18 protein-coding genes are annotated in these 20664 nt (G+C 71.1%); 13 read left to right on the top strand and 5 right to left on the bottom strand.

Features of this window, described 5'->3' with window-relative positions:
- Positions 1-91: 91 nt before the first annotated feature.
- Positions 92-625 (bottom strand): gamma carbonic anhydrase family protein, encoded by a 534-nt coding sequence (locus CLV46_RS06450; RefSeq protein WP_100364013.1) that lies wholly within the window; start codon positions 623-625, stop codon positions 92-94.
- A 46-nt stretch (positions 626-671) separates the two neighbouring features.
- Between CLV46_RS06450 and ffh the strand changes: the two genes are divergently transcribed.
- Complete coding sequence (gene ffh, locus CLV46_RS06455; protein ID WP_100364014.1) at positions 672-2237, top strand: signal recognition particle protein; 1566 nt, start codon at positions 672-674, stop codon at positions 2235-2237.
- A gap of 216 nt (positions 2238-2453) precedes the next feature.
- Positions 2454-4874 carry an adenylyl cyclase gene (locus CLV46_RS06460; protein WP_100364015.1) on the top strand — a complete coding sequence of 807 codons (2421 nt, stop codon included), beginning with the start codon at positions 2454-2456 and terminating at the stop codon, positions 4872-4874.
- Positions 4875-4922: 48 nt separating this feature from the next.
- Here the strand turns inward: CLV46_RS06460 and CLV46_RS06465 are convergent, their stop codons facing one another.
- Both CLV46_RS06465 and CLV46_RS06470 read right to left on the bottom strand, forming a co-directional pair.
- Positions 4923-6551, bottom strand: coding sequence for a glycoside hydrolase family 53 protein (locus CLV46_RS06465; RefSeq protein WP_100365931.1), 1629 nt, complete (start codon positions 6549-6551; stop codon positions 4923-4925).
- A 41-nt stretch (positions 6552-6592) separates the two neighbouring features.
- The gene (locus tag CLV46_RS06470) at positions 6593-8650 is read right to left on the bottom strand and encodes a beta-galactosidase (RefSeq protein WP_100364016.1); all 2058 of its coding nucleotides are present in this window, start codon (positions 8648-8650) and stop codon (positions 6593-6595) included.
- 176 nt (positions 8651-8826) lie between these two features.
- Here CLV46_RS06470 and CLV46_RS06475 point away from each other — a divergent pair, with 176 nt between their 5' ends.
- The 6 genes from CLV46_RS06475 (at position 8827) to CLV46_RS06500 (ending at position 14758) form a co-directional block, all read left to right on the top strand.
- Positions 8827-10122: an ABC transporter substrate-binding protein gene (locus tag CLV46_RS06475; protein ID WP_100364017.1), complete on the top strand. Its 1296-nt coding sequence runs from the start codon at positions 8827-8829 to the stop codon at positions 10120-10122.
- Positions 10123-10176: 54 nt separating this feature from the next.
- Positions 10177-11094, top strand: coding sequence for a carbohydrate ABC transporter permease (locus CLV46_RS06480; protein WP_100364018.1), 918 nt, complete (start codon positions 10177-10179; stop codon positions 11092-11094).
- Entirely contained in the window at positions 11094-11984 is an 891-nt protein-coding gene (locus tag CLV46_RS06485; RefSeq protein WP_100364019.1) for a carbohydrate ABC transporter permease, read from the top strand. Before CLV46_RS06480 ends, CLV46_RS06485 begins: the two co-directional genes overlap by 1 nt.
- Before the next feature lie 21 nt (positions 11985-12005).
- Positions 12006-13019 carry a LacI family DNA-binding transcriptional regulator gene (locus CLV46_RS06490; RefSeq protein ID WP_211282160.1) on the top strand — a complete coding sequence of 338 codons (1014 nt, stop codon included), beginning with the start codon at positions 12006-12008 and terminating at the stop codon, positions 13017-13019.
- Positions 13020-13103: 84 nt separating this feature from the next.
- On the top strand, positions 13104-13922 hold the full coding sequence (locus CLV46_RS06495; protein ID WP_100364021.1) for an META domain-containing protein: 819 nt from the start codon (positions 13104-13106) through the stop codon (positions 13920-13922).
- A gap of 53 nt (positions 13923-13975) precedes the next feature.
- Positions 13976-14758, top strand: a complete 783-nt coding sequence (locus tag CLV46_RS06500; protein WP_100364022.1) for an LLM class F420-dependent oxidoreductase — start codon at positions 13976-13978, stop codon at positions 14756-14758.
- Between the two features lie 63 nt (positions 14759-14821).
- Here the strand turns inward: CLV46_RS06500 and CLV46_RS06505 are convergent, their stop codons facing one another.
- Positions 14822-15955, bottom strand: coding sequence for a glutamate--cysteine ligase (locus CLV46_RS06505; RefSeq protein WP_100364023.1), 1134 nt, complete (start codon positions 15953-15955; stop codon positions 14822-14824).
- A 144-nt stretch (positions 15956-16099) separates the two neighbouring features.
- Between CLV46_RS06505 and CLV46_RS06510 the strand changes: the two genes are divergently transcribed.
- The 5 genes from CLV46_RS06510 to CLV46_RS06530 all read left to right on the top strand — a co-directional run bounded on the left by CLV46_RS06510 (position 16100) and on the right by CLV46_RS06530 (position 19528).
- Positions 16100-17041 carry a DMT family transporter gene (locus CLV46_RS06510; protein ID WP_100364024.1) on the top strand — a complete coding sequence of 314 codons (942 nt, stop codon included), beginning with the start codon at positions 16100-16102 and terminating at the stop codon, positions 17039-17041.
- Positions 17042-17168: 127 nt separating this feature from the next.
- A complete protein-coding gene (gene rpsP / locus CLV46_RS06515; RefSeq protein ID WP_100364025.1) occupies positions 17169-17672 on the top strand; it encodes a 30S ribosomal protein S16 in 504 nt (167 codons plus the stop codon).
- A 2-nt stretch (positions 17673-17674) separates the two neighbouring features.
- On the top strand, positions 17675-17911 hold the full coding sequence (locus tag CLV46_RS06520; protein ID WP_100364026.1) for an RNA-binding protein: 237 nt from the start codon (positions 17675-17677) through the stop codon (positions 17909-17911).
- A gap of 2 nt (positions 17912-17913) precedes the next feature.
- Positions 17914-18564: a ribosome maturation factor RimM gene (gene rimM, locus CLV46_RS06525; RefSeq protein ID WP_100364027.1), complete on the top strand. Its 651-nt coding sequence runs from the start codon at positions 17914-17916 to the stop codon at positions 18562-18564.
- A gap of 118 nt (positions 18565-18682) precedes the next feature.
- Positions 18683-19528 (top strand): formate/nitrite transporter family protein, encoded by an 846-nt coding sequence (locus tag CLV46_RS06530; protein ID WP_100364028.1) that lies wholly within the window; start codon positions 18683-18685, stop codon positions 19526-19528.
- A gap of 6 nt (positions 19529-19534) precedes the next feature.
- Here CLV46_RS06530 and CLV46_RS06535 read toward each other — a convergent pair whose 3' ends face one another.
- Positions 19535-20662, bottom strand: a complete 1128-nt coding sequence (locus CLV46_RS06535) for a uroporphyrinogen-III synthase (RefSeq protein ID WP_100364029.1) — start codon at positions 20660-20662, stop codon at positions 19535-19537.
- Positions 20663-20664: the final 2 nt, after the last annotated feature.

Here is a 20664-nt window from a genome sequence, read left to right on the forward strand (position 1 = left end):
GCCGCGGGCAGGGTCCGCCGCGCCGCTCGGGGTGGCGGATGTCCGCTCTCGCTGCCGTGAGGGGTGACCGGGCCGGAGCGTGGGCGCGGGCTCAGCCGCGGTTCGCTCCGGCGGTCGCGGCCCGGTGCTGCGCGGCGAGTTCCACGTAGTGCGTCGCGTTCGCGCGGACGCCCGCCACCTCCTCGTCGGTCAGCTCGCGTCGCACCTTGCCCGGCACGCCCGCGACGAGGCTCCGCGGCGGCACGACGGTGCCCTCCAGCACGACCGCGCCCGCGGCGACGAGCGAACCGGAGCCGATGACCGCGCCGTTGAGCACCGTGGCCCCCATGCCGATGAGGCAGTCGTCCTCGACGGTGCAGCCGTGCACGACGGCGCCGTGCCCGATGCTCACGCCGCTCCCGATCGTGAGCGGTCGCCCGGCGTCGACGTGCATGGCCACGTTGTCCTGCACGTTCGAGCCGTCGCCGAGGCGGATGCGGTCGGAATCGCCGCGGAGCACGGCGCCGTAGAACACGCTCGAATCGGCGCCGACGACGACGTCGCCGATGAGCGTCGCGGTGGGCGCCGCCCAGGCGGAGTCGGCGAGGGAGGGGGTGTGACCGGCGAACTCGACGATGAGACTCATGCCCTCAGCGTAGGCGCGGCGTCGCTGCCGTTAAACTGGCCGGATCATGGCTGCCTTTGGAACGCTCTCCGACCGGCTCACCGAGACCTTCCGCAATCTGCGGGGCAAGGGCCGGTTGACCCCGGCGGACGTCGACGGCACGGTGCGCGAGATCCGTCGCGCCCTGCTCGAGGCGGACGTCAACCTGGATGTGGTGAAGGACTTCACCGGCAAGGTGCGGGAGCGCGCGCTCGGCGACGAGGTGAACAAGGCGCTCAACCCCGCGCAGCAGGTCGTGCAGATCGTCAACGAGGAGCTCGTGCAGATCCTCGGCGGGCAGCAGCGCCGGCTCGAGTTCGCGAAGACCCCGCCGACGGTCATCATGCTCGCCGGTCTTCAGGGTGCCGGCAAGACGACGCTCGCGGGCAAGCTCGCCAAGTGGATGGTGGGCGAGGGCCACAGCCCGATGCTCGTCGCCGCCGACCTCCAGCGACCGAACGCGGTCACCCAGCTGCAGGTCGTGGGGGAGCAGGCCGGCGTCACGGTCTACGCCCCGCAGCCCGGCAACGGCGTGGGCGACCCGGTGCGCGTCGCGAAGGACGCGATGAAGGTCGCGCGCGACCGTCAGCACGACGTCGTCATCGTCGACACCGCCGGCCGCCTCGGCGTCGACGCCGAGCTCATGAAGCAGGCGTCGAACATCCGCAAGGCCGTCGACCCCGACGAGGTGCTCTTCGTGCTCGACGCGATGATCGGTCAAGACGCGGTCGGCACGGCGAAGGCCTTCCAGGAGGGCGTCGACTTCACCGGCGTCGTGCTCACCAAGCTCGACGGCGACGCGCGCGGCGGTGCCGCGCTCTCGGTCGCGAGCGTCACCGGCCGGCCGATCATCTTCGCCTCCACCGGCGAGGGACTCGACGACTTCGAACCGTTCCACCCCGACCGCATGGCGAGCCGCATCCTCGACCTCGGCGACATCCTCACCCTCATCGAGCAGGCGCAGAAGGCCTTCGACGAGGAGGAGGCGCTCAAGGTCGCCGAGAAGCTCGCGACCGAGACGTTCACGCTCGAGGATTTCCTCGCCCAGATGCAGCAGCTCAAGAACATGGGCTCCATCAAGGGCATGCTCGGCATGCTCCCGGGCGCGAAGGGGATGCGCGAGCAGCTCGACAACTTCGACGAGCGCGAGATCGTACGCACCGAGGCGATCATCCAGTCGATGACGCCGGCCGAACGCCGCAACCCGAAGCTGCTCAACGGCAGCCGTCGTCTGCGCATCGCGCGGGGTTCGGGAATGACGGTCACGGATGTGAACGCCCTCGTCACCCGCTTCGAGCAGGCCGCCAAGATGATGAAGACGGTCGCCCGCGGCGGCATGCCGCAGATCCCCGGCATGGGTCCGGTTCCCGGCGCGAAGTTCGCCGGCGGCAAGGGCAAGACCCAGAAGAAGAAGGCGGGCTCCCGCTCGGGCAACCCCGCCAAGCGCGCCGCCGAGAACGCCGCCCGCGCCCAGGGCGTCAAGCCCGCGACGAACTCGGGCGGCTCCGGGTTCGGTCTCGGCGGGGGCGCGTCGACCCCGCAGCAGCCCACCGAGGAAGAGCTCTCCGCGCTGCAGAAGTTCCTCGGCCGCTGAGGCGCGACGACGTCCGCGTGTTCCCCCTAATGCGGGAGCGCGTAGTACACCTGTGTCCTCCAAACCACTTACTGACAAGTAGGTAACGTTCCGGGTAGCCTTCACGCACGGCCGCGGCACGCGGTCGACCGCCTCTCGTTCAAAGGAGAACCGATGAGTACGCGCATGCCGGCACCGAGGCCGCGGGTAGACCTTCCGAGACGGATCGGCGCGGGGGTGATCGCCGGCGCGCTGCTCGCCGGGGCGATCAACCTCGGCACCGGCGACGTCGCCTACGCCGCGGAGCCCGACCTCGGCCCGAATGTGATCGTCTTCGACCCGTCCATGCCGGTCGAGGAGATCAACTCCACCCTCGCCGGCATCTCCGGCGAGGCGGAGTTCAGCCAGAACCGCCACGCCGTGTTCTTCAAGCCCGGCACCTACGGTGACGCCTCCGGCGAGGACGACCCGGCGACCGCGACCGGCATCGTGAACGCCGAGCTCGGCTACTACACCGCGATCTCCGGGCTCGGGGCCTCGCCCGAGGACGTCCGGATCAACGGAGCCCTGCACGTGGAGCCCGTGCGCGCCTGCGAAGCCAACCCGTGGGACTGCCCGCAGCCGGGCTCGCTGACACGCTTTTGGCGTTCGCTCAGCAACATGACGATCAACCCCATCCAGCGCCCGGTCGGTGTCGACGCGGACCGTCCGTTCCCGAGCGGCATCACCGACCCGCACACGATGCGCTACGCCGTGTCGCAGGCCGCCCCGCTGCGCCGCATGAACATCGAGGGGAACCTCACCCTGTTCGGCCGCGTCGGCGAGTACGCCTCGGGCGGCTACCTCGCGAACTCGAACGTCGACGGCACCCTCATCAGCGGCTCCCAGCAGCAGTGGTTCACGCGGGACTCCACCGTCGGCACGTGGGACGGCGGCGTGTGGAACACGGTCTTCTCCGGCGTGGAGGGCGCTCCCGCGACCGACTTCGGCCAGCCCGTCGGCAGCGGCACCGGGAACAAGACCACGCTCGAGACCACCCCGATCACGCGGGAGGCGCCGTACCTCTACATCGACGACGCCGGGCACTACCGCGTGTTCGTCCCCGCCGCACGCACGGAGACGCGCGGCCACGACTGGTCCACCGACGCCGACGCGGGCGACTCGCTCCCGCTCGAGGACTTCTTCATCGTGAAGGAGGGAGCAACCGCGGCGCAGATCAACGCGCAGCTCGCCGCCGGCAAGCACCTGCTCATCACGCCGGGCGTCTACCACCTGGATGCCGCTTTGCACGTCGATCGTGCGGAGACCGTCGTGCTCGGCCTCGGATACGCGTCGCTCGTGCCGACCGCGGGCGATGCGGCGATCGAGGTGGGCGACGTCCCCGGCGTCACCATCGCCGGCATCACCGTCGACGCCGGCGAGCAGCGCTCCGACGTGCTCGTGCAGGTGGGACCGCGCGGCGCGACCGCCGCGGACCCGGCCGACCCGACCACGCTCAGCGACGTGTTCATCCGCGTCGGTGGGGCGTGGGCGGGCACGGCCACGACCTCCATCGAGGTGAACAGTCCGCACACCCTGCTCGACCACATCTGGGCCTGGCGCGCGGACCACGGCGCCGGGGTGGCGTGGGACTCGAACGTCGGCGACCACGGCCTGGTGGTCAACGGTGACGACGTCACGGCGCTCGGGCTGTTCGTGGAGCACTACCAGAAGACCCAGGTGCAGTGGAACGGCGAGCGGGGCCGCACCGTGTTCTACCAGAGCGAGCTGCCCTACGACCCGCCGAGCCAGGCCGCCTGGATGGACGGCGACCGGCTCGGTTACGCCTCCTACCGCGTGGCCGACGACGTGCGGCACCACCTCGCCGAAGGGCTCGGCGTGTACGCGTACTTCGAACGCGGGATCGACATCCGGCTCGAGAGCGGCATCCAGGCTCCGCGTTCGCCCGACGTGCGCTTCCGGTCGATGACGAGCGTGTTCCTCAACGGCTCGGGTGGGATCGACCACATCATCAACGACGCCGGCGCCACCGCGGAGGCGCCGTCCGGCACCTCCAGGCAGCTGGTGAGCTACCCGCCGGCCGACACGGCCGCACCCACGGTGCGCATCGACGCGGACCCGGCCGCGCCGGGCGCGGACGGCGTGTACACGCGAGCGGTGACCCTCACCGTGAGCGGCACCGACGACTTCACCCCGCCGCCGACGCTCGAGGTCGCCGTCGACGGCGCCGCGTGGGCGCCCGTCGGTGAGCCCCTCGTGCTCGGCGACGGTGCCCACACCGTCGAGGCCCGAGCGACCGATTCGTCGGGCAACCGCTCGACCGTCGCGCGCTGGAGCGGCACGATCCGGATCGCTCCGGTGCACGACGTGCCGCTCGAGGTGAGCGCCCACACGCAGTGCCTCGACGGCAAGGCGTACATCGTCGCTTCGGCGGTGAACCGCTCCGGTCTCGCCGCCGACATCCGCCTCACGAGCGAGGAGGGCACGGTGAAGTTCACCCGGGTGGCACCGGATGACACGGTCACCTACATCTGGAAGGCGTCGAAGCGCGTGCCCGCCGGGTCTGCCACGATCGCGGGCTACACCTGGAAGGACGGGCAGGGGAAGTACTCCAGCTACCAGGTGGACTACCGCGCGACCGACTGCGGCAAGAAGTAGGAAGGAGGTCGCGGATACCGGGTCGGCCCGGTATCCGCGACGACCTGCTCAGCGCAGCAACGCCCGCCACCCCGGCGCGATGGTGCCGAGGTCGGGCAGGAACTGCAGGAAGCCGGGCAGGAGCATCCGGCCCTCATGATCGAACATCGCCTGGTTCTCCCACGCGTTACCGGAGGCGGGGTCCGCCGGATCCCAGCCGGCACCCGGCACCGCCGTCCACGCGGGTTCCCAGTACACGGCGCCGAGCCCGCGCCCGCCGGGCGCCGATCGCACGACATCCTGCACCGCTCGGAAGTTCGCCGCCTGCCCCTCGGGCGTCGCGGGGTAGCCCGGCGTCAGCTCGGACTCGAGGTCGATGACGTTCTCCCACGGGTCGACGGGATCGTCGGCGAGCGTCCACGGGTAGGCCGTCTCGACGACGAGCACGTCGCGGTCGTACCGGTCGGAGAGCACGGTCACCGCCTCCTGCAGGTCGGCGAAGCTGCCGTGCCAGTAGGAGTAGTACGACAGGCCGATGACGTCGAACGGGACGCCGCGCGCCGTGACCTCGTCGAACCACCACGTGAGCGAGCCGACGCCGTTGTTGATGTTGGTGAGGTGCAGGATCACCCGCGCCTCGGGGAACACCTCCGACGTCGCCGTCGAGCCGGCCGTGAGGAAGCCCGCGAGCGCGTCCCACTGCGGGGTGTCGACCCCGTCGCCGGGGACCACGTCCCAGGTCTGACCGTGCGGCCACAGCATGCCCGGGTTGATCTCGTTGCCGACCTGCACGAAGCGCACGTCGACCCGCGCCTCTTTGAGCGCGGTGAGCACGTCGAGCGTGTGCTGCCGCAGCTGCGCGGTCATGGTCGGCACGTCGGAGTGCGCCCACGCTGCGGGCACACCCTGCGCGCCCGGGTCGGTCCACCGATCCGAGTAGTGGAAGTCCACGAGCACGCCCATCCCCGCGGCGGTGATCCGCTTGCCCGTCGCGACCACGTCGTCGAGTGCGTTGTAGCCGTCGGCCGGATCGACCCACACCCGCAGACGCCCGAGGTCGGCACCGGCAGCGGCGAACGCCTGCACGGGGTCGACCCGGTGGCCGTTCGGAGCCGCGTAGGTCGCGCCGAAGTCCTCGTTCTTGCGCACGCCCGAGAGGTCCGCTCCGCGGATGAGCCGCTCGCTGCGGCCCGCGGTCACCTCGACGTCGTCCAAGCTCGCCCACGACCCGGCCGGGCCGTCCGTCTTCAGTCCGATGGTGCAGCCGCCGCGGAACGAACGGAAGCTCACCGAGAGCCGCACCCACGCGTCGTCGACCTCCGTCGACGGGACCGTGGTCACCGCCGGCACACCGCATCCGGTGGCGACGAGGCTGCTCGAGGCGAGCCCGCCGCCGGACTTCACGCTCGCGCTGAAGGTGTACCAGCCGTCGGCCGCGGGGCGGAATCGCTGCGTCGTCGTGACCGCACCCCCGTCATCCAGCCAGTGCGTCAGCCGCGTCGCGGAGTCCACCCCACCGGCCTCGGTGCGGGCGGCGCCGCCCACGCCGGTGCTCCTCCAGCCGGTGAGCCCCTCTTCGAATCCCGGGTTGGCGATCGGATGCGCGGGCGGGGCCGCGGTCGCGCTGAGCGACGGCACGGCCGCGAGCACGAGGGCGATCACCCCCGTCGAGATCGCTCTCTTGACGTGGTGCTGCATCATGTCCTCCTCGACATCTGCTCCCGGCGCGCGCTGGCGGATCAGCCGGTCGTCGTCCTCATCACCCTGACCAGGTGAGGCGGCACGGTGAGTGTGCCGCCGAGCTTCTCGCCGGTGAGCATCTCGACGGCTCCGGCCGGTGCCGTGAGGTGCGCGGGAGCGGCGGTGTGGTTGATCGCGAACGTGTAGGCCGCATCGTCGGCGTGACGCACGACGACCTCGACCTCATCGGGTGCGCCGAAGGGGACCCCCGTCTCGCCCAGCACGCGGACGAGCAGGGCGTCGAGGTCGCCGCCCTCCAGGTCGGTGGAGACGTACCAGGCGGTCCCGGCACCGAACGCGTGGCGGGTGAGGGCGGGCCCTCCCTCCGCGGGGCCGTCGAGGTACCGCGAGACGACCTCGGCGCCCTCGGTGCGGACGGCGTCGGTCCAGATGCGCCCGCGCTCGCCGGTGTCGAGCTGCACCGTCTCGTCGGAGCGCAGGGGCAGGAACTCCTCGACGACGAGTCCGAGCACGTCGCGCAGACCGCCCGGGTGCGGGCCCGCCGGCACGGCGTCGTGTTCGTCCACGACACCCGAGAAGTACGAGACGACGAGGGTACCGCCGGCCTCCACATAGGAGCGCAGGTTGCGTTGGGCGAGCTCGTCGACGAGATAGAGCGCCGGGGCGAGCACGACCCGGTAGCCGGAGAGATCGGCCGCCGGATGCGCGAAGTCGACGGTCACATCCCGGTGCCAGAGGGCGCTGTAGAAGGCCTCGATGCGGCGGCGGTGGTCGAGGTCGACGCTCGGCCGCCATTCGAGATCTTGGGCCCAGAAGGACTGCCAGTCCCACAGCACGGCGACCTCGGCTCGCGTGGTCGCCCCGCGCACACCGGCGAGGCGGGTGAGGTCGTCGCCGAGGGCGACGACCTCGCGCCAGATACGCGATCCGGTGCCGGCGTGCGGCAGCATCGCCGAGTGGAACTTCTCCGCCCCGGATCGCGACGCGCGGAACTGGAAGAACATGATCGCGTCGGCGCCGCGGGCGAGGTGGCTGATGCTGTTGCGCGCGAGCTCGCCCGCGCGCTTGGCGATGTTCCGCGGCTGCCAGTTGACGGCCGAGGTGGAATGCTCCATGAGCATCCAGGGGCGCCCGTCCGCGAGTGAGCGGGTGAGGTCGGCGTCCATCGCGAGCAGCACGTGGTTGTCGCGTCGTTCGGCGGTGAGGTAGTGGTCGTTCGCGACGACGTCGACCTCGCGCGACCAGGCCCAGAGGTCCATCGACGGGCAGCTCGTCGCCATGAAGTTGGTCGTGACGGGCAGGTGCGGCGTGTGCTGCCGGATGATGTCGCGCTCCATCACGAAGCACGCGAGCAGCGCGTCCGAGGTGAATCGGGCGAAATCGAGTCGCTGCGCCGGGTTGACGACCGAGGGGGCCAGTCGGGGTGCGTCGATCTCGTGCCACTCGGTGTAGCGCTGCCCCCAGAAGGTGGTTCCCCACGCCGAGTTGAGGGCGTCGAGGGTGTCGTAACGGCGGCGCAGCCACTCGCGGAAGGCGAGCACCGAGGCCTCGTCGTAGCTCTCGCTGACGGGGGCGCCGTACTCGTTGTGCACGTGCCACATGACGACGGCCGGGTGTTGCGCGTATCGGCGGGCGAGCTGCTCGGTGATGGCGGCCGCGGCGCGTCGGTAGTGCGGCGAGCTCGGGCTCGCCATCCCGCGGGATCCGTGCCCGAGCGCGATGCCGTCGCGCGTCACCACGCGCGCTTCCGGATACGTCGTGAAGAACCAGGCCGGGGGAGCGGCCGTCGGCGTGCCGAGGTCGACGTCGATGCCCGCACCGGCGAGCAGATCGAGGATGTCGTCGAGCTGGTCGAAACGGAACTCGCCTTCGCGCGGTTCGAGCAGCGCCCACGAGAAGATGTTGACGCTCACGAGGTCGATGCCGGCCTCGCGCATGAGCGCGATGTCGTCGACCCAGGTCTCCCGCGGCCACTGCTCCGGGTTGTAGTCGCCGCCGTAGCGCAGGCCGCGCGCGCCCGACCACGGGGTCCGACGCGGGCGCGCGTCGGGCTGGGTGTCGCTCGCATCGGCGCGGCGCTGCTGTTCGAGGGTCATGTCATCCCGTCTGACTGTGTACGGTCACAGTTGTAACACGGCCACACGTCGGCACGGTAGCCCGGTTGACATGCGCCAAATCGTATGAGCTACTGTTACCGGTCACAGCCGGTTGGCACATGAAGCGGCATCCCCGCCCGGCAAACCGGACCACAGCATTCGACAAGGAGGACGAAATGCGCGCATCCACTCGCCTCGCCGCCGCCGCGACGATCGCGGTCGCGGCGCTCACGGCCGGGGGGTGCTCGGCGGGAGGCTCGGGCGACCAGCCGGTCGAGCTCACCTACTGGGCCTGGGCTCCCAACCTGGACAAGGTGGTCGAGATCTGGAACGACCAGAACCCCGACATCCAGGTGACCGTCAACAAGCAGGACGGCGGCGACCCCGCCATCACCAAGCTCCTCACGGCGATCAAGGCCGGCAGCGGAGCACCCGACCTCATCCAGGCCGAGTACCAGAAGATCCCGACCCTCGTCTCGAGCGACGCCCTCGCCGACATCTCGGGCGAACTCGACGGCTCCGTCGCCGACGAGTTCTCCGACGGCACGTGGGACTCGGTCACGCTCGGCGGCGACGCCGTCTACGCGGTGCCGCAGGACTCCGGCCCGATGATGTTCTACTACCGCGCCGACATCTTCGAGGAACTCGGACTCGCGGTGCCGACGACGTGGGACGAGTACGCGGAGGCGGCCCGTGCCGTCACCGCCGCACGTCCGGGCAGCTTCCTCGGAACCTTCTCCGCGAACGACGCCGGCTGGTTCAGCGGACTCGCGCAGCAGGCGGGCGCCTCGTGGTGGGGCATCGACGGCGACGCGTGGAGCGTCGACATCGACGCCGAGCCCACGCAGAAGGTCGCCCAGTACTGGGGCGGACTCGTCGAGGAGGGCGTGATCGACAACAAGCCGATGTACACCCCCGAGTGGAACGCCGGATTGAACGACGGCACCCAGCTCGGCTGGATCAGCTCCGTCTGGGGACCGGGCGTGCTCGCGGGCAACGCGCCGGACACCGAGGGACTGTGGAAGGCCGCGCTGCTGCCGCAGTGGAACGCCGGGGACGAGGCCAACGGCAACTGGGGCGGATCGAGCACGGCCGTCACGACCCAGTCCGATCACACCGCCGAGGCTGTCGAGTTCGCCACGTGGCTCAACACCGACCCGGAGGCCGTCGCGGCGCTCGCCGACATCTCGGGCGTCTACCCGGCGGCGGTCGACGCCGCCGCGGACGCGCTGAGCGACCCTCCCGCCTTCATCGCCAACCAGCCGGAGTTCTACGAGCTCGCCGCTCAGGCGTCGGAGCAGGTGCAGAACTTCACCTACGGACCGAACGTCAACGTCGCCTTCAGCGCCTACAACGACGAGTTCGCCACGGCCGCCGAGGCCCGCACCGCCGCCGCGTTCACCGAAGCGGTGAGGCGGATGCAGAAGATCACCGTCGACGACCTCGAATCCGCCGGATTCACCGTCGAGTAGCCGACCACCCGCGGGGGCGGACGACCGTCCCCGCGGGTGCCGACGAGGACCCTCATGACCTCTCCACGCGGCGGCCGCACGGGCCGCATCCTCATCCCGTACGCGATGCTCGCCCCCGGCATCGTGCTGTTCGTGCTGTTCATGGCGGCACCCATCCTCTACACGCTCGTCTTGAGCTTCCAGAAGACGCAGGTGGAGGGTCTGGGCCTCGGCTCCGGGGCCCGCAAGACCGTCTTCGCCGGCCTCGAGAACTACGCCGCCGCGCTCGACCCCGAGTTCCTCGCGAGCGTCGGGCGGGTGCTGCTCTACGGCCTCATCCTCGTGCCCGCGATGCTGCTGCTCGCGCTGCTGTTCGCGTTGCTGCTCGACTCGAGGCGCAGCCGGGCCACGACCTTCTCGCGCGTGACGATCTTCCTGCCCTACGCCGTTCCCGCGGTCATCAGTTCGCTGCTCTGGGGCTTCCTGTACCTCCCGGCCGTGAGCCCCGCCTACTGGATCTTCGAGCGACTCGGCTGGGACGCCCCGCGCATCCTCTCCAACGACCTCGTCATCTTCGCGATCGCCAACATCGCGCTGTGGGGCGGAGTCGGGTTCAACATGATCGTGATGTACACCTCCCTGCGGGCGGTGCCCACCGAGATCTACGAGGCCGCGCGGCTCGACGGGGCGACCGAGACGCAGATCGCCCTGCGGATCAAGGTGCCGATCATCGCGCCCGCGGTCGTCATGACCGCGCTGTTCTCGATGGTCGCGACCCTGCAGGTCTTCGCCGAGCCGACGACCCTGCGCCCGCTGAGCAACTCGCTCTCGACCACGTGGACCCCGCTCATGAAGGTCTACCGCGACGCGTTCACCCGCGACGACCTCGGCTCCGCCGCGGCGAGCTCCGTCGTGATCGCCCTCGCCACGTTCCTGCTGTCGTTCCTGTTCCTGCGGATCGTGCAGCGCCGCGCCTTCGGTCAGGAGGACTGATGACCGCCGCCACCGCCGTCCGCACCCGCGCCGCCCGGCGCGCTTCGTCGCGCGCCGACCGCGACCGGCCGAGCATCGTCGCGACCGCCGTGCTCCTGCTCGGAGCCGTGTACTGCCTCATCCCCGTGCTGTGGGTGCTCACCGCGTCGACGAAGGACGGCGGGGAGCTGTTCTCGACGTTCACCTTCGCGCCGAGCACCCACCTCGGCGACAACATCGCCGAACTGACCGCCTATCGCGACGGGCTCTTCTGGCGCTGGATGCTCAACACCGCCCTCTACGCGGGCGTCGGGGCCGCGCTGTCGACCTACGTCTCGGCGTTGAGCGGGTACGTGCTGGCGAAGTTCTCGTTCCCGGGCAAGTCGGTCGTGTTCCGCGTGCTGCTCATGGGCGTACTGGTGCCGGGGGTCATCCTCGCGATCCCGCAGTACCTGCTGTTCGCGCAGTTCGGCCTGACCAACACCTACTGGTCGGTGCTGCTGCCGCAGATCATCAGCCCGTACGGCATCTACCTCGCGCGCATCTACGCCGCCGCATCCGTGCCGACCGACGTGGTCGAGGCGGCACGCACGGAGGGCGCCGGCGAGCTGTTCGCCTTCCATCGGGTGGCCCTGCCGATGATGGCGCCCGGCCTCGTGACGATCTTCCTGTTCCAGTTCGTCGCGATCTGGAACAACTTCATGCTCCCGTACATCATGCTCGGCGACGACAACCTGTTCCCGCTCACCGTCGGGCTGCACGGACTGCTCAACCAGGGCGCGACGGTGCCGGCGCTGTACACGCTCGTCATCACCGGGGCGCTCCTGTCGATCCTGCCGCTCATCGCCGTGTTCCTGCTGCTGCAGCGGTACTGGCGGGTCGACCTCGCGGCGGGAGCCGTGAAGGCGTGACCCGGCCGTAGGATTCGGGTCGTGAACAGCGCTCGGCCGCGACGGCCCACCATCCGCGACGTCGCCGAGGCCGCCGGGGTCTCGCGCGGCACGGTGTCGCGGGTGCTCCAGGGCGGTCACTGGGTGAGTCCGGAGGCCTCGCGCGCCGTCAACGCGGCGATCAAGAAGACCGGATACCGGGTCAACCCGCACGCGCGCAGTCTCGCGACCAAGCGCACCAACTCGGTCGGCTTCCTGCTCACGGAACGGCTCGAGCTGCTGTTCGAGGACCCGAACTTCGCGGAGCTCATGGGCGGCGTGGCCCGCGCGCTGGCCGAGATCGACGTCTCGCTCGTCGTGCTCATGGCCGGCACCGCCGCCGAGCAGCGCCGCGCGAGCGACTACATCCAGCAGGGGCACGTCGACGGGGTGCTGCTCGTCTCGTGGCACAACTCCGGCATGGACCTCGTCGGTCAGCTGCACACGGCGGGGGTGCCGCTCATCTCGTGCGGTGTGCCCCTCGGCTATGAGCGGAAGATCGGCTGGGTCGCCGCCGATGACCGCGAGGGTGGGCGGATCGCCACCGCGCATCTGGTCGCCCTGGGCCGTCGCCGGATCGCGACGATCACCGGCCCGCAGGACACCGCGGGCGCCCGGCAGCGGCTCGAGGGGTACCGGGAGGAACTCGGCGACACCGTCGACGAGGCGCTCATCGAGCGCGGGGACTACTCGGAGGCGAGCGGCGCGCGGGCGATGCGGGCCCTGCTCGACCGCGCCCCCGATCTCGACGCCGTCTTCGCCGCCAATGACCGGATGGCCGCCGGCGCTCTCACCGAGCTGCGCGCGGCCGGACGCCGGGTGCCGGAGCACGTCGCCGTCGTCGGCTTCGACGACGCCCCGGTCGCGCGGCGCACCGACCCCGAGCTCACGACGCTGCGCCAGCCGTTCGACCGGATCACCTCGGAGATGGTGCGCCTGCTCATGCAGGTGATCGACGGGGCTCCGCCGGCCACGATCACCCTGCCGACCGAACTCGTGGTGCGCGGATCCGCGTGACCGGGCCGGACGAATGAGCGCCGACGAACGAACGCCGCCGAACGTTGGCTGGCGATGCGGCGCGGTGATTCCTAGCGTGGGAGCGTGAAGAGACTCCTGCCGTCCGCCGCCCTCGTCCTCGCGCTCGCCGGGTGCGCCGCATCGCCCGGCGGCGCGGACGACTCGACCGAGCCCGGTGCCGTCGCGCCGTCGGGAGCGGCGGCGATCGACCTCGTCGGCATGTGGCAGGTCGCCGGCGTCGACGCGGCGACCTGGCTGCGCATCGACGAGACGGAGTTCCTGCTCGGCGCCGAGTGCGGCGTGATCGCGGGATCCTGGCGCGCCGCGCACGGCCTGCTGGTGCTCGGGAACTGGGGGTCGTTCGGCGAGGGCTGCGGCACGGAGCCGGTCGGATGGCTCGAGCGCGTCGCCGGCTTCGACTCGCGCGACGACGGCACGCGGGTGCTCACGGACGCGGCCGGAGCTGAGGTGGCGACCCTCACCCCGTCCGAGGCGCCGGAGCCGCCCGCCGACATCGACCCTTCGCTCGTCGCCGTGCCGCAGGTGACGGATGCGATGCGTGAGGCGCTCGCCGCGCCGGCGCCGCTCGCGGAGGACCGGACACCCGGACCCGGCGCTCCCGCGAGATGGGTCGCCGCGGACACCGCCGGCGCCGCCTTCGTCGAGTTCGCGGACGACGGCTCGTGGACGGGGTCCGACGGATGCAACGGCAACGGCGGCCGGTGGGTCGCGGACGACACGGGCACCCTGCTCGCGACCTCCGGTCCGTCGACGCTCATGGCGTGCGACGGGGCTCCCGTGCCGACGTGGATGGCGACGGCGACGACCGCGTGGCTCGACGGCGACGACCTCGTGCTGCTCGATCGACACGGTGACGAACTCGGCCGGCTGACGCGGGCCTGAGAGGCACGGCGGACGTGCGCGGGGGCGTGCCGCGCGGCGTTTAGGCTGCCGGGATGACCGAAAACCGTCCCGTCCGCATCGGCGTGCAGGTGCAGCCGCAGCACGCCGAGTACCCCGCCATCCGCGACACCGTCCGCACGCTCGAGGACCTCGGCGTCGACATCCTCTTCAACTGGGATCACTTCTTCCCGCTCAGCGGGGACCCGGAGGGTCTGCACTACGAGTCGTGGACCATGCTCGCCGCGTGGGCCGAGCAGACCGAGCGTGTCGAGTTCGGTGCGCTCGTGAACTGCAACAGCTACCGCAACGCCGACCTGCAGGCCGACATGGCCCGCACCATCGACCACATCTCGGGCGGACGGTTCATCTTCGGCACCGGCTCCGGCTGGTTCGAGCGCGACTACGACGAGTACGGCTACGAGTTCGGAACCCCGGGCACGCGCCTGAACGCCCTCGCCGACGCGATGCCCCGCATCGAGGAGCGCTGGGCGAAGCTCAACCCGGCGCCGCTGCGCGACATCCCTGTGCTCATCGGGGGCGCGGGCGAGAAGAAGACCCTGCGCATCGTCGCCCAGCACGCCGACATCTGGCACAGCTTCGGCGACCCGGAGACGCTCCAGCGCAAGACCGAGGTGCTGCGCGGGCACGCCGACGCCGTCGGCCGCGACCTGGCCGAGATCGAGTTCTCGAACGAGCTCGGCGGCCGCGACGAGCAGACCGCCGATCGGTTGCACGAACTCGGCGTCACCCTCTTCACGATCGGAATCTCGGGCCCGGACTACCCGCTCGACGACGTCAAGCGCTGGCTCGCGTGGCGCGACGCCAAGAACGCCTGACCCGCATCCCGCGGACGAGCGCTCCGGATCCTGCGGGTCCGGGGCGCTCCGTCGTTCCCGCCCCTAGAAGGCGCCGTCGCGGAGCTCCGCGACGAGCGCGTCGACGACCGGCACGAGTTCGCCGTCGTGACGGGCCGCGGTGCTGAGCTGCCGCTGGTAGCCCGAACCCGCATCCAGGATCGCCTCGATGTCGCGCAGTTCCGCATCGCAGCCGAGACGCCGGGCGATGGGCTCCACCTCGTCGACGAGCGCGAGGACGTCATCGACGAGCGGACGCTCCGTGCCGTCCGGGTCGACGATGGCCTCGCAGTCCAGGCCGTACCGCGCCGCCCGCCACTTGTTCTCCCGTGAGAACCACGGGGGCAGCACGACCGGCTCCTCGCCCGCGTCGAGCTTCTCGCCGAGACGCTCGACGGTGCACTGGATGAGCGCCGCGAGGGCCGCCACCTCCCGCGCGCTCGACGGCGCGTCGCAGATGCGCACCTCGACCGTGCCCCACTTCGGCGAGGGGCGCACGTCCCAGCGCAGCTCGCTGGGCTCGGCGATGATGCCCACCTTCGTGACGTCCTCGACGTACTGCTCGAAGTTCGCCCACGCGCCCAGGTGCGGGGGGAGCCCCGCCGTCGAGGCCTGCTGGAAGATCATCGCCCGGTTGGAGGCGTACCCGGTGTCCTCGCCGATGAAGAACGGGCTCGAGGCGCTCAGCGCCTGCAGGTGCGGGAAGTAGCGGATGAGGCCGTTGGTGATGTGCACCGCGCGCTCCGCGTCCTCCACGCCGACGTGCACGTGCAGCCCCCAGATGAGCAGGTGATCGGCCCACCACCGCATCCGGTCGGCGAGGATGCGGTACCGCTCGCTGCCGGGGGTGACCTGCTGGTCCTGCATCCGCGCGAACGGATGCGTGCCGGCGCTGATGAGGTCGACGCCGAGCGGATCCGCGGCCGCGCGCGCCGCGGCGAGCAGCTCGTGCAGGTCACCCATGGCGTCACCCACCCGGTGATGCGCGCCGCTCACGATCTCGACGGTGTTGGTGAGGAATTCGCTCGTGGCCTGCGGATAGGTGCCGGGGTCGCCGGCGATGCGGTCGAGGATGGCCGGTCCGGCCGGGGCGAGGGCCCGGGTGCCGCGGTCCACGCACGCGAGTTCCCACTCGATGCCGATGGTCGACCGTTCCGACGCCGCGAACTCGAGCCGCATGCGAACCTCCTCCGTCGACGGGTGCCGTGCTCGACATCCTGGCAGAGCCGGCTCTTCGTCGACCGAACGCCACTCCTCGGCCGGGAACTGCCAGCGTCAGCGGGAACGGCTCGCGCTGTCGGTGGCCGTGGCTAGCGTGGGGGAATGGCCGAACCCTCTTCACGACCCGGACTCTCGCCGGCGGTGCTCGTCGCGATCGTCGTCACCGTGCTGTCGTGGGCGAGTTCCTTCGTCGTGATCCGCGGCGTGGGGGAGCACTTCGGTGGCGGATCGCTCGCGCTCGGCCGTCTCGTCGTCGGAGCGGTACTGCTCGGCGTGGTCGTGCTGATCGGCCGGCGCTGGGTGGCGCCCACGGTGCGCGAGTGGCTGCTCATCGCCGGCTTCGGGGCGTTCTGGTTCGCGGTCTACAACTTCGCGCTCAACACGGCGGAGCAGACGATCGACGCCGGCACCACGTCGATGATCGTGAACATCGGGCCCATCCTCATCGCGGTCGGCGCCGGGGTCATCCTGCGCGAGGGCTTCCCGCGCTGGCTCGGCATCGGGGCCGCGATCGCCTTCGTCGGGGTCGTGCTCATCGGCATCGCCACGAGCAGCGGCTTCGGCGACGGGATCGGACTGATCTGGGCGCTCGTCGCCGCGGTGACCTACGCCGCGGGCGTCCTGCTGCAGAAGCCGGCCATCGCGCGTCTCCCCGCGGCCCAGGTGACCTTCCTGGGCGCCGCGATCGGCGCGGTGCTGTGCCTTCCGTTCTCCGGTGAGCTCGTGGCCGATCTCGCCGATGCTCCCCCCGGTGCGGTGTGGGGCATGGTGTACCTCGGTGTGGTGCCGACGGCGCTCGCCTTCAGCACGTGGGCGTACGCGCTCGGCCGCATGCCGGCCGGTCAGCTCGGTGTCACGACCTACATCGTCCCGCCGCTCGTGATCGTGATGGGACTGCTGTTCTTCGGCGAGATCCCCGCGCTGCTGGCCATCGTGGGCGGTGTCGTCTGCCTCGTCGGGGTGTCCGTGAGCCGTCGCCGGAGCGTCCCGCGGGAGCGCGACGACGTGGCGGTTCCCGCACGGGCCGAAAATCTGCCAGAATAGTCCGTCGGGTCCAGGCCGTTCGACCCTCTATCCAACGGCCCACGACCACCCCAGAGCTTTCCTGCCGAGTGTGCCCCCACGCTCACGGCGTGCAGTTCGCCCCACCTACACACCCCACAGGAGAAACGTGGCTGTCAAGATCCGTCTCAAGCGTCTCGGAAAGATCCGCGCGCCCTACTACCGTGTCGTCGTCGCCGACTCGCGCACCAAGCGCGATGGTCGAGTGATCGAGGAGATCGGCAAGTACCACCCCACCGAGGACCCCTCGATCATCGAGATCGACTCCGAGCGTGCCCAGTACTGGCTCAGTGTCGGCGCGCAGCCGACCGAGCAGGTCACCGCGCTGCTCAAGCTCACGGGCGACTGGGGCACCTTCAAGGGCGAGAAGGGCGCGAAGAACACGGTCCGCGTGGCCGAGGGCAAGACCGCCTTCGTCGCCGACGAGAAGAAGACCCCCGTGCTCAAGCCGAAGTCGGCTCCGGCCGACGCCGAGGCGTCCGCCGCGACCGGTGACGACGTCGCCGCCGCCGAGGCCACGGCCGACGCCGAGGTCGACACCGAGGTCGCCGAGCAGGCCGACAGCTCCTCCGCCACCACGGAGGAGACCCCCGCGCAGGCCGAGAACTCCTGATCATGCTCGCCGCCGCACTCGAGCACCTCGTCAAGGGGATCGTCGATCGCCCTGACGAGGTCCGGGTCGTCGCGAAGAGCTCCGCTCGCGGCGAGGTCCTCGAGGTTCATGTGAACCCCGAGGACCTCGGCCGGGTCATCGGGCGGTCCGGTCGCACGGCGAAGGCGCTGCGCACGCTCGTGACGGCGATCGCCGACGGCAAGCGCGTGCGCGTCGACGTCGTCGACACCGACGAATAGCGGTGGCCCGCTCCCACGCGCCGCGACCCGGCAAGACCCAGCTCCGCGTCGGTCGCCTGCTCAAGGCCCACGGCCTCAAAGGCGCGATCAAACTCGAGCTCTACACCGACGACCCGGAACGGCGTTTCGTACCGGGCGCGGTCTTCTCGCTCCAGGTGCCGACGTCATCGAAGTGGCACGGCAAGACGCTCGAACTCATCGAACTGCGCTGGTACAACACCCACCCGGTGGCGTTCTTCGTCGGGGTCGACGACCGCTCCGAAGCGGAGACGCTCGTCAAGGCCATCCTCTGGGTCGATCAGTCGACCGCGGAGCTGCCCGACGAGCCCGACGCCTGGTACGACCATCAGCTCGTCGGACTGCGCGCCCTGCGTGACGGCCACCAGGTCGGCACGGTCGCGCGCGTCGACCACCTGCCCGCGCAGGATCTGCTGGCGATCACGACCGCCGACGGCGAGGTGCTCGTCCCCTTCGTCTCCGCCTTCGTCCCGACCGTCGACATCGCGGCAGGCACGATCGTGCTCACCCCGCCGCCCGGTCTCTTCGAGGAGCTCCCGGACGACGATCCTGAGCCCGCCGGCACGCCGACGGAGGCAACCGAATCGGACGCCGACGACGCGTCGGCGGAGCCGGAGCAGCAGCCCGGGAGTTGAGTCTCACCGCGGGTGCCGCCCGCGGTGAGTCCGATTAAACGCACCCGATACGGCGGCGCAACAGCGCGAACACCCGCCACTCGTACGTTCTCACGTGAGAACCCATCGAGGAGGCCGCGTGTCGTACGTCAAACCGGATCAGCTGATCGAGTCCGCCGTCGAAGTGGGGGCGGCGAAGGCCACGCTCACCGTGACCCAGCTGCTGTGCCGCAGCACGCTCGCCGGCGCGATCCTCGCATGCGCCACGACGGTCGCCTACACGGCGAGCGCACAGACCGGGCTGCCGCTCGTCGGCGCCCTCGTCTTCCCGGTCGGCTTCGTCATGATCGTGCTGCTCGGCCTCGAACTCGTCACCGGGAGCTTCGCGCTCATCCCCCTCGCCGTGCTCGAGCGCCGGGCCACCGCGCCGGCCGCGCTGCGCAACTTCGCCTGGGCGATCGCCGGCCACCTGCTCGGCGCCGCGATCTACCTGCTGCTCTACGCCGCGGTCATCACCCGCATGGGCACCGACCACTCCGACCCGATGATCACCGCGATCGTCGCCGCGGCGGAGTCGAAGACCCTCGGCTACGAAGCCCTCGGCGGTGCGGGCATCGCCCTCGTCGTCATCAAGGCCGTGCTGTGCAACTGGATGGTCTCGATCGGCGCGCTCATGGCGCTCACCTCGACATCGACGAGCGGCAAGATCCTCGCGATGTGGCTGCCGGTGACCACCTTCTTCTCCCTCGGATTCGAGCACGCCGTCGTGAACATGTTCGTCATCCCCGCCGGCATGCTGCTCGGTGCCGACGTCTCGCTCGGGCAGTGGTGGCTCTGGAACCAGGCGCCCGTGCTGCTCGGCAACCTCGTCGGCGCCCTGCTGCTCACCGCCGGGCTGCTCTACTTCTCCCACCGGCGCGCGCCGTCCCGCGCCGGTGCGGTCGTCGCCGTGCCGCGCACCGCGGACACCGTCGACGCCGCCTGAGCGCCGTCAGACGTCGAGGCGGTAGCCGCGCTTGACGACGGTGGCGACCACGCCGGGGGTCCCGAGCGACTGACGCAGTCGACTGAGGGCCATCTCCATGGCGTGGTCGTCGCCGTTGCCCGGCAGGGCGGCCGTGAGCCGGGCGCGGGGCACGACGCCGCCCTCCGCGGCGACGAGCTCCCGCAGCAGGGCGAGCGGGGCGGGCGCGAGGGCGACGCGGTGGTCGCCGAGGCTCGCGAGCTGACCCCGCAGTCGCAGCTCGCCGTGCCGGGTGGGCACTCGGTGCACCCGCGTGCGCTCGAGGTGCTCGCAGACGAGCCGGATCAACGCGCCCATGCGGTGGCGCTCCGGTTGGATCGGGTCGACACCGACCGCGATGAGCGGCGCCGCGGTCACCGGGCCGACGGCGGCGGCGAGCACGTCGTGCCGGAGCGCCGCGACGACCTCGCCGAGCGCACCGAGTGCCTCCGCCGCCTGGAAGAGGGCCTCGACCCCGGGCGCGCTCGTGAAGGTCACGGCGTCGAGCTGGCGGGCGCAGATCGCCTCGACGAGCCGCCCGACGCGCTCGTCGTCGCCGTCGGGGTTCTCCCACCGGTACGGGGCGACCACGAGCACCCGTTCGTGCACCGCGCGCAACCGGTCGAGCTGCTCCTCGTTGGTGTACCCGTGCAGCTGAACCGCGACGGTGAGCCCGGTGCCGTATTCGGCGAGGGTCTTGTCGACGAGGGAGCGGGTGGTCTCGACCTCGCTCATCCCCGCGTCGTCGAGACCCGCGGCGCGCACACCTCCGCGCGCCTTGGGTCCGCGCACGAGGATGCGGCCGGCGGCGAGTGCGCCGGTGAGGGCGTCGCCGAGGCCGGCGGCATCCGCGACCTCGAACCAGCGGCGGATGCCGTACCCGGTCGTCGCGAGCAGCAGATCCGGGGCGGCGTCGATGATCGCCCGCGTCTCGGCGATCACGCTCGCGTCGTCGCGCGCGTTGGCCATGCGGATCGTCGGGGCATGGAGCACCTGGGCGCCACGTCGTTCGAACGCGTCGATGAGGTCTTCGCTGCGGCGGTCGGAGGTGACGCCGATGCGGAATCCGGCGAGCTGATCGGGTCGGAAGCCGGGCACCGGCTCGGCCGCGGTCACCG

The sequence above is a fragment of the Diaminobutyricimonas aerilata genome, assembly GCF_002797715.1.
GTDB classification, from domain to species: Bacteria; Actinomycetota; Actinomycetes; order Actinomycetales; family Microbacteriaceae; genus Diaminobutyricimonas; species Diaminobutyricimonas aerilata.

What these genes read in the sequence shown, in the direction of transcription:
- CLV46_RS06450 (WP_100364013.1), bottom strand. Translation starts at nt 625, where the DNA reads ATGAGTCTCATCGTCGAGTTCGCCGGTCACACCCCCTCCCTCGCCGAC.
- ffh (WP_100364014.1), top strand. Translation starts at nt 672, where the DNA reads ATGGCTGCCTTTGGAACGCTCTCCGACCGGCTCACCGAGACCTTCCGC.
- CLV46_RS06465 (WP_100365931.1), bottom strand. Translation starts at nt 6,551, where the DNA reads ATGCAGCACCACGTCAAGAGAGCGATCTCGACGGGGGTGATCGCCCTC.
- CLV46_RS06470 (WP_100364016.1), bottom strand. Translation starts at nt 8,650, where the DNA reads ATGACCCTCGAACAGCAGCGCCGCGCCGATGCGAGCGACACCCAGCCC.
- CLV46_RS06475 (WP_100364017.1), top strand. Translation starts at nt 8,827, where the DNA reads ATGCGCGCATCCACTCGCCTCGCCGCCGCCGCGACGATCGCGGTCGCG.
- CLV46_RS06480 (WP_100364018.1), top strand. Translation starts at nt 10,177, where the DNA reads ATGACCTCTCCACGCGGCGGCCGCACGGGCCGCATCCTCATCCCGTAC.
- CLV46_RS06485 (WP_100364019.1), top strand. Translation starts at nt 11,094, where the DNA reads ATGACCGCCGCCACCGCCGTCCGCACCCGCGCCGCCCGGCGCGCTTCG.
- CLV46_RS06500 (WP_100364022.1), top strand. Translation starts at nt 13,976, where the DNA reads ATGACCGAAAACCGTCCCGTCCGCATCGGCGTGCAGGTGCAGCCGCAG.
- CLV46_RS06505 (WP_100364023.1), bottom strand. Translation starts at nt 15,955, where the DNA reads ATGCGGCTCGAGTTCGCGGCGTCGGAACGGTCGACCATCGGCATCGAG.
- CLV46_RS06510 (WP_100364024.1), top strand. Translation starts at nt 16,100, where the DNA reads ATGGCCGAACCCTCTTCACGACCCGGACTCTCGCCGGCGGTGCTCGTC.
- CLV46_RS06520 (WP_100364026.1), top strand. Translation starts at nt 17,675, where the DNA reads ATGCTCGCCGCCGCACTCGAGCACCTCGTCAAGGGGATCGTCGATCGC.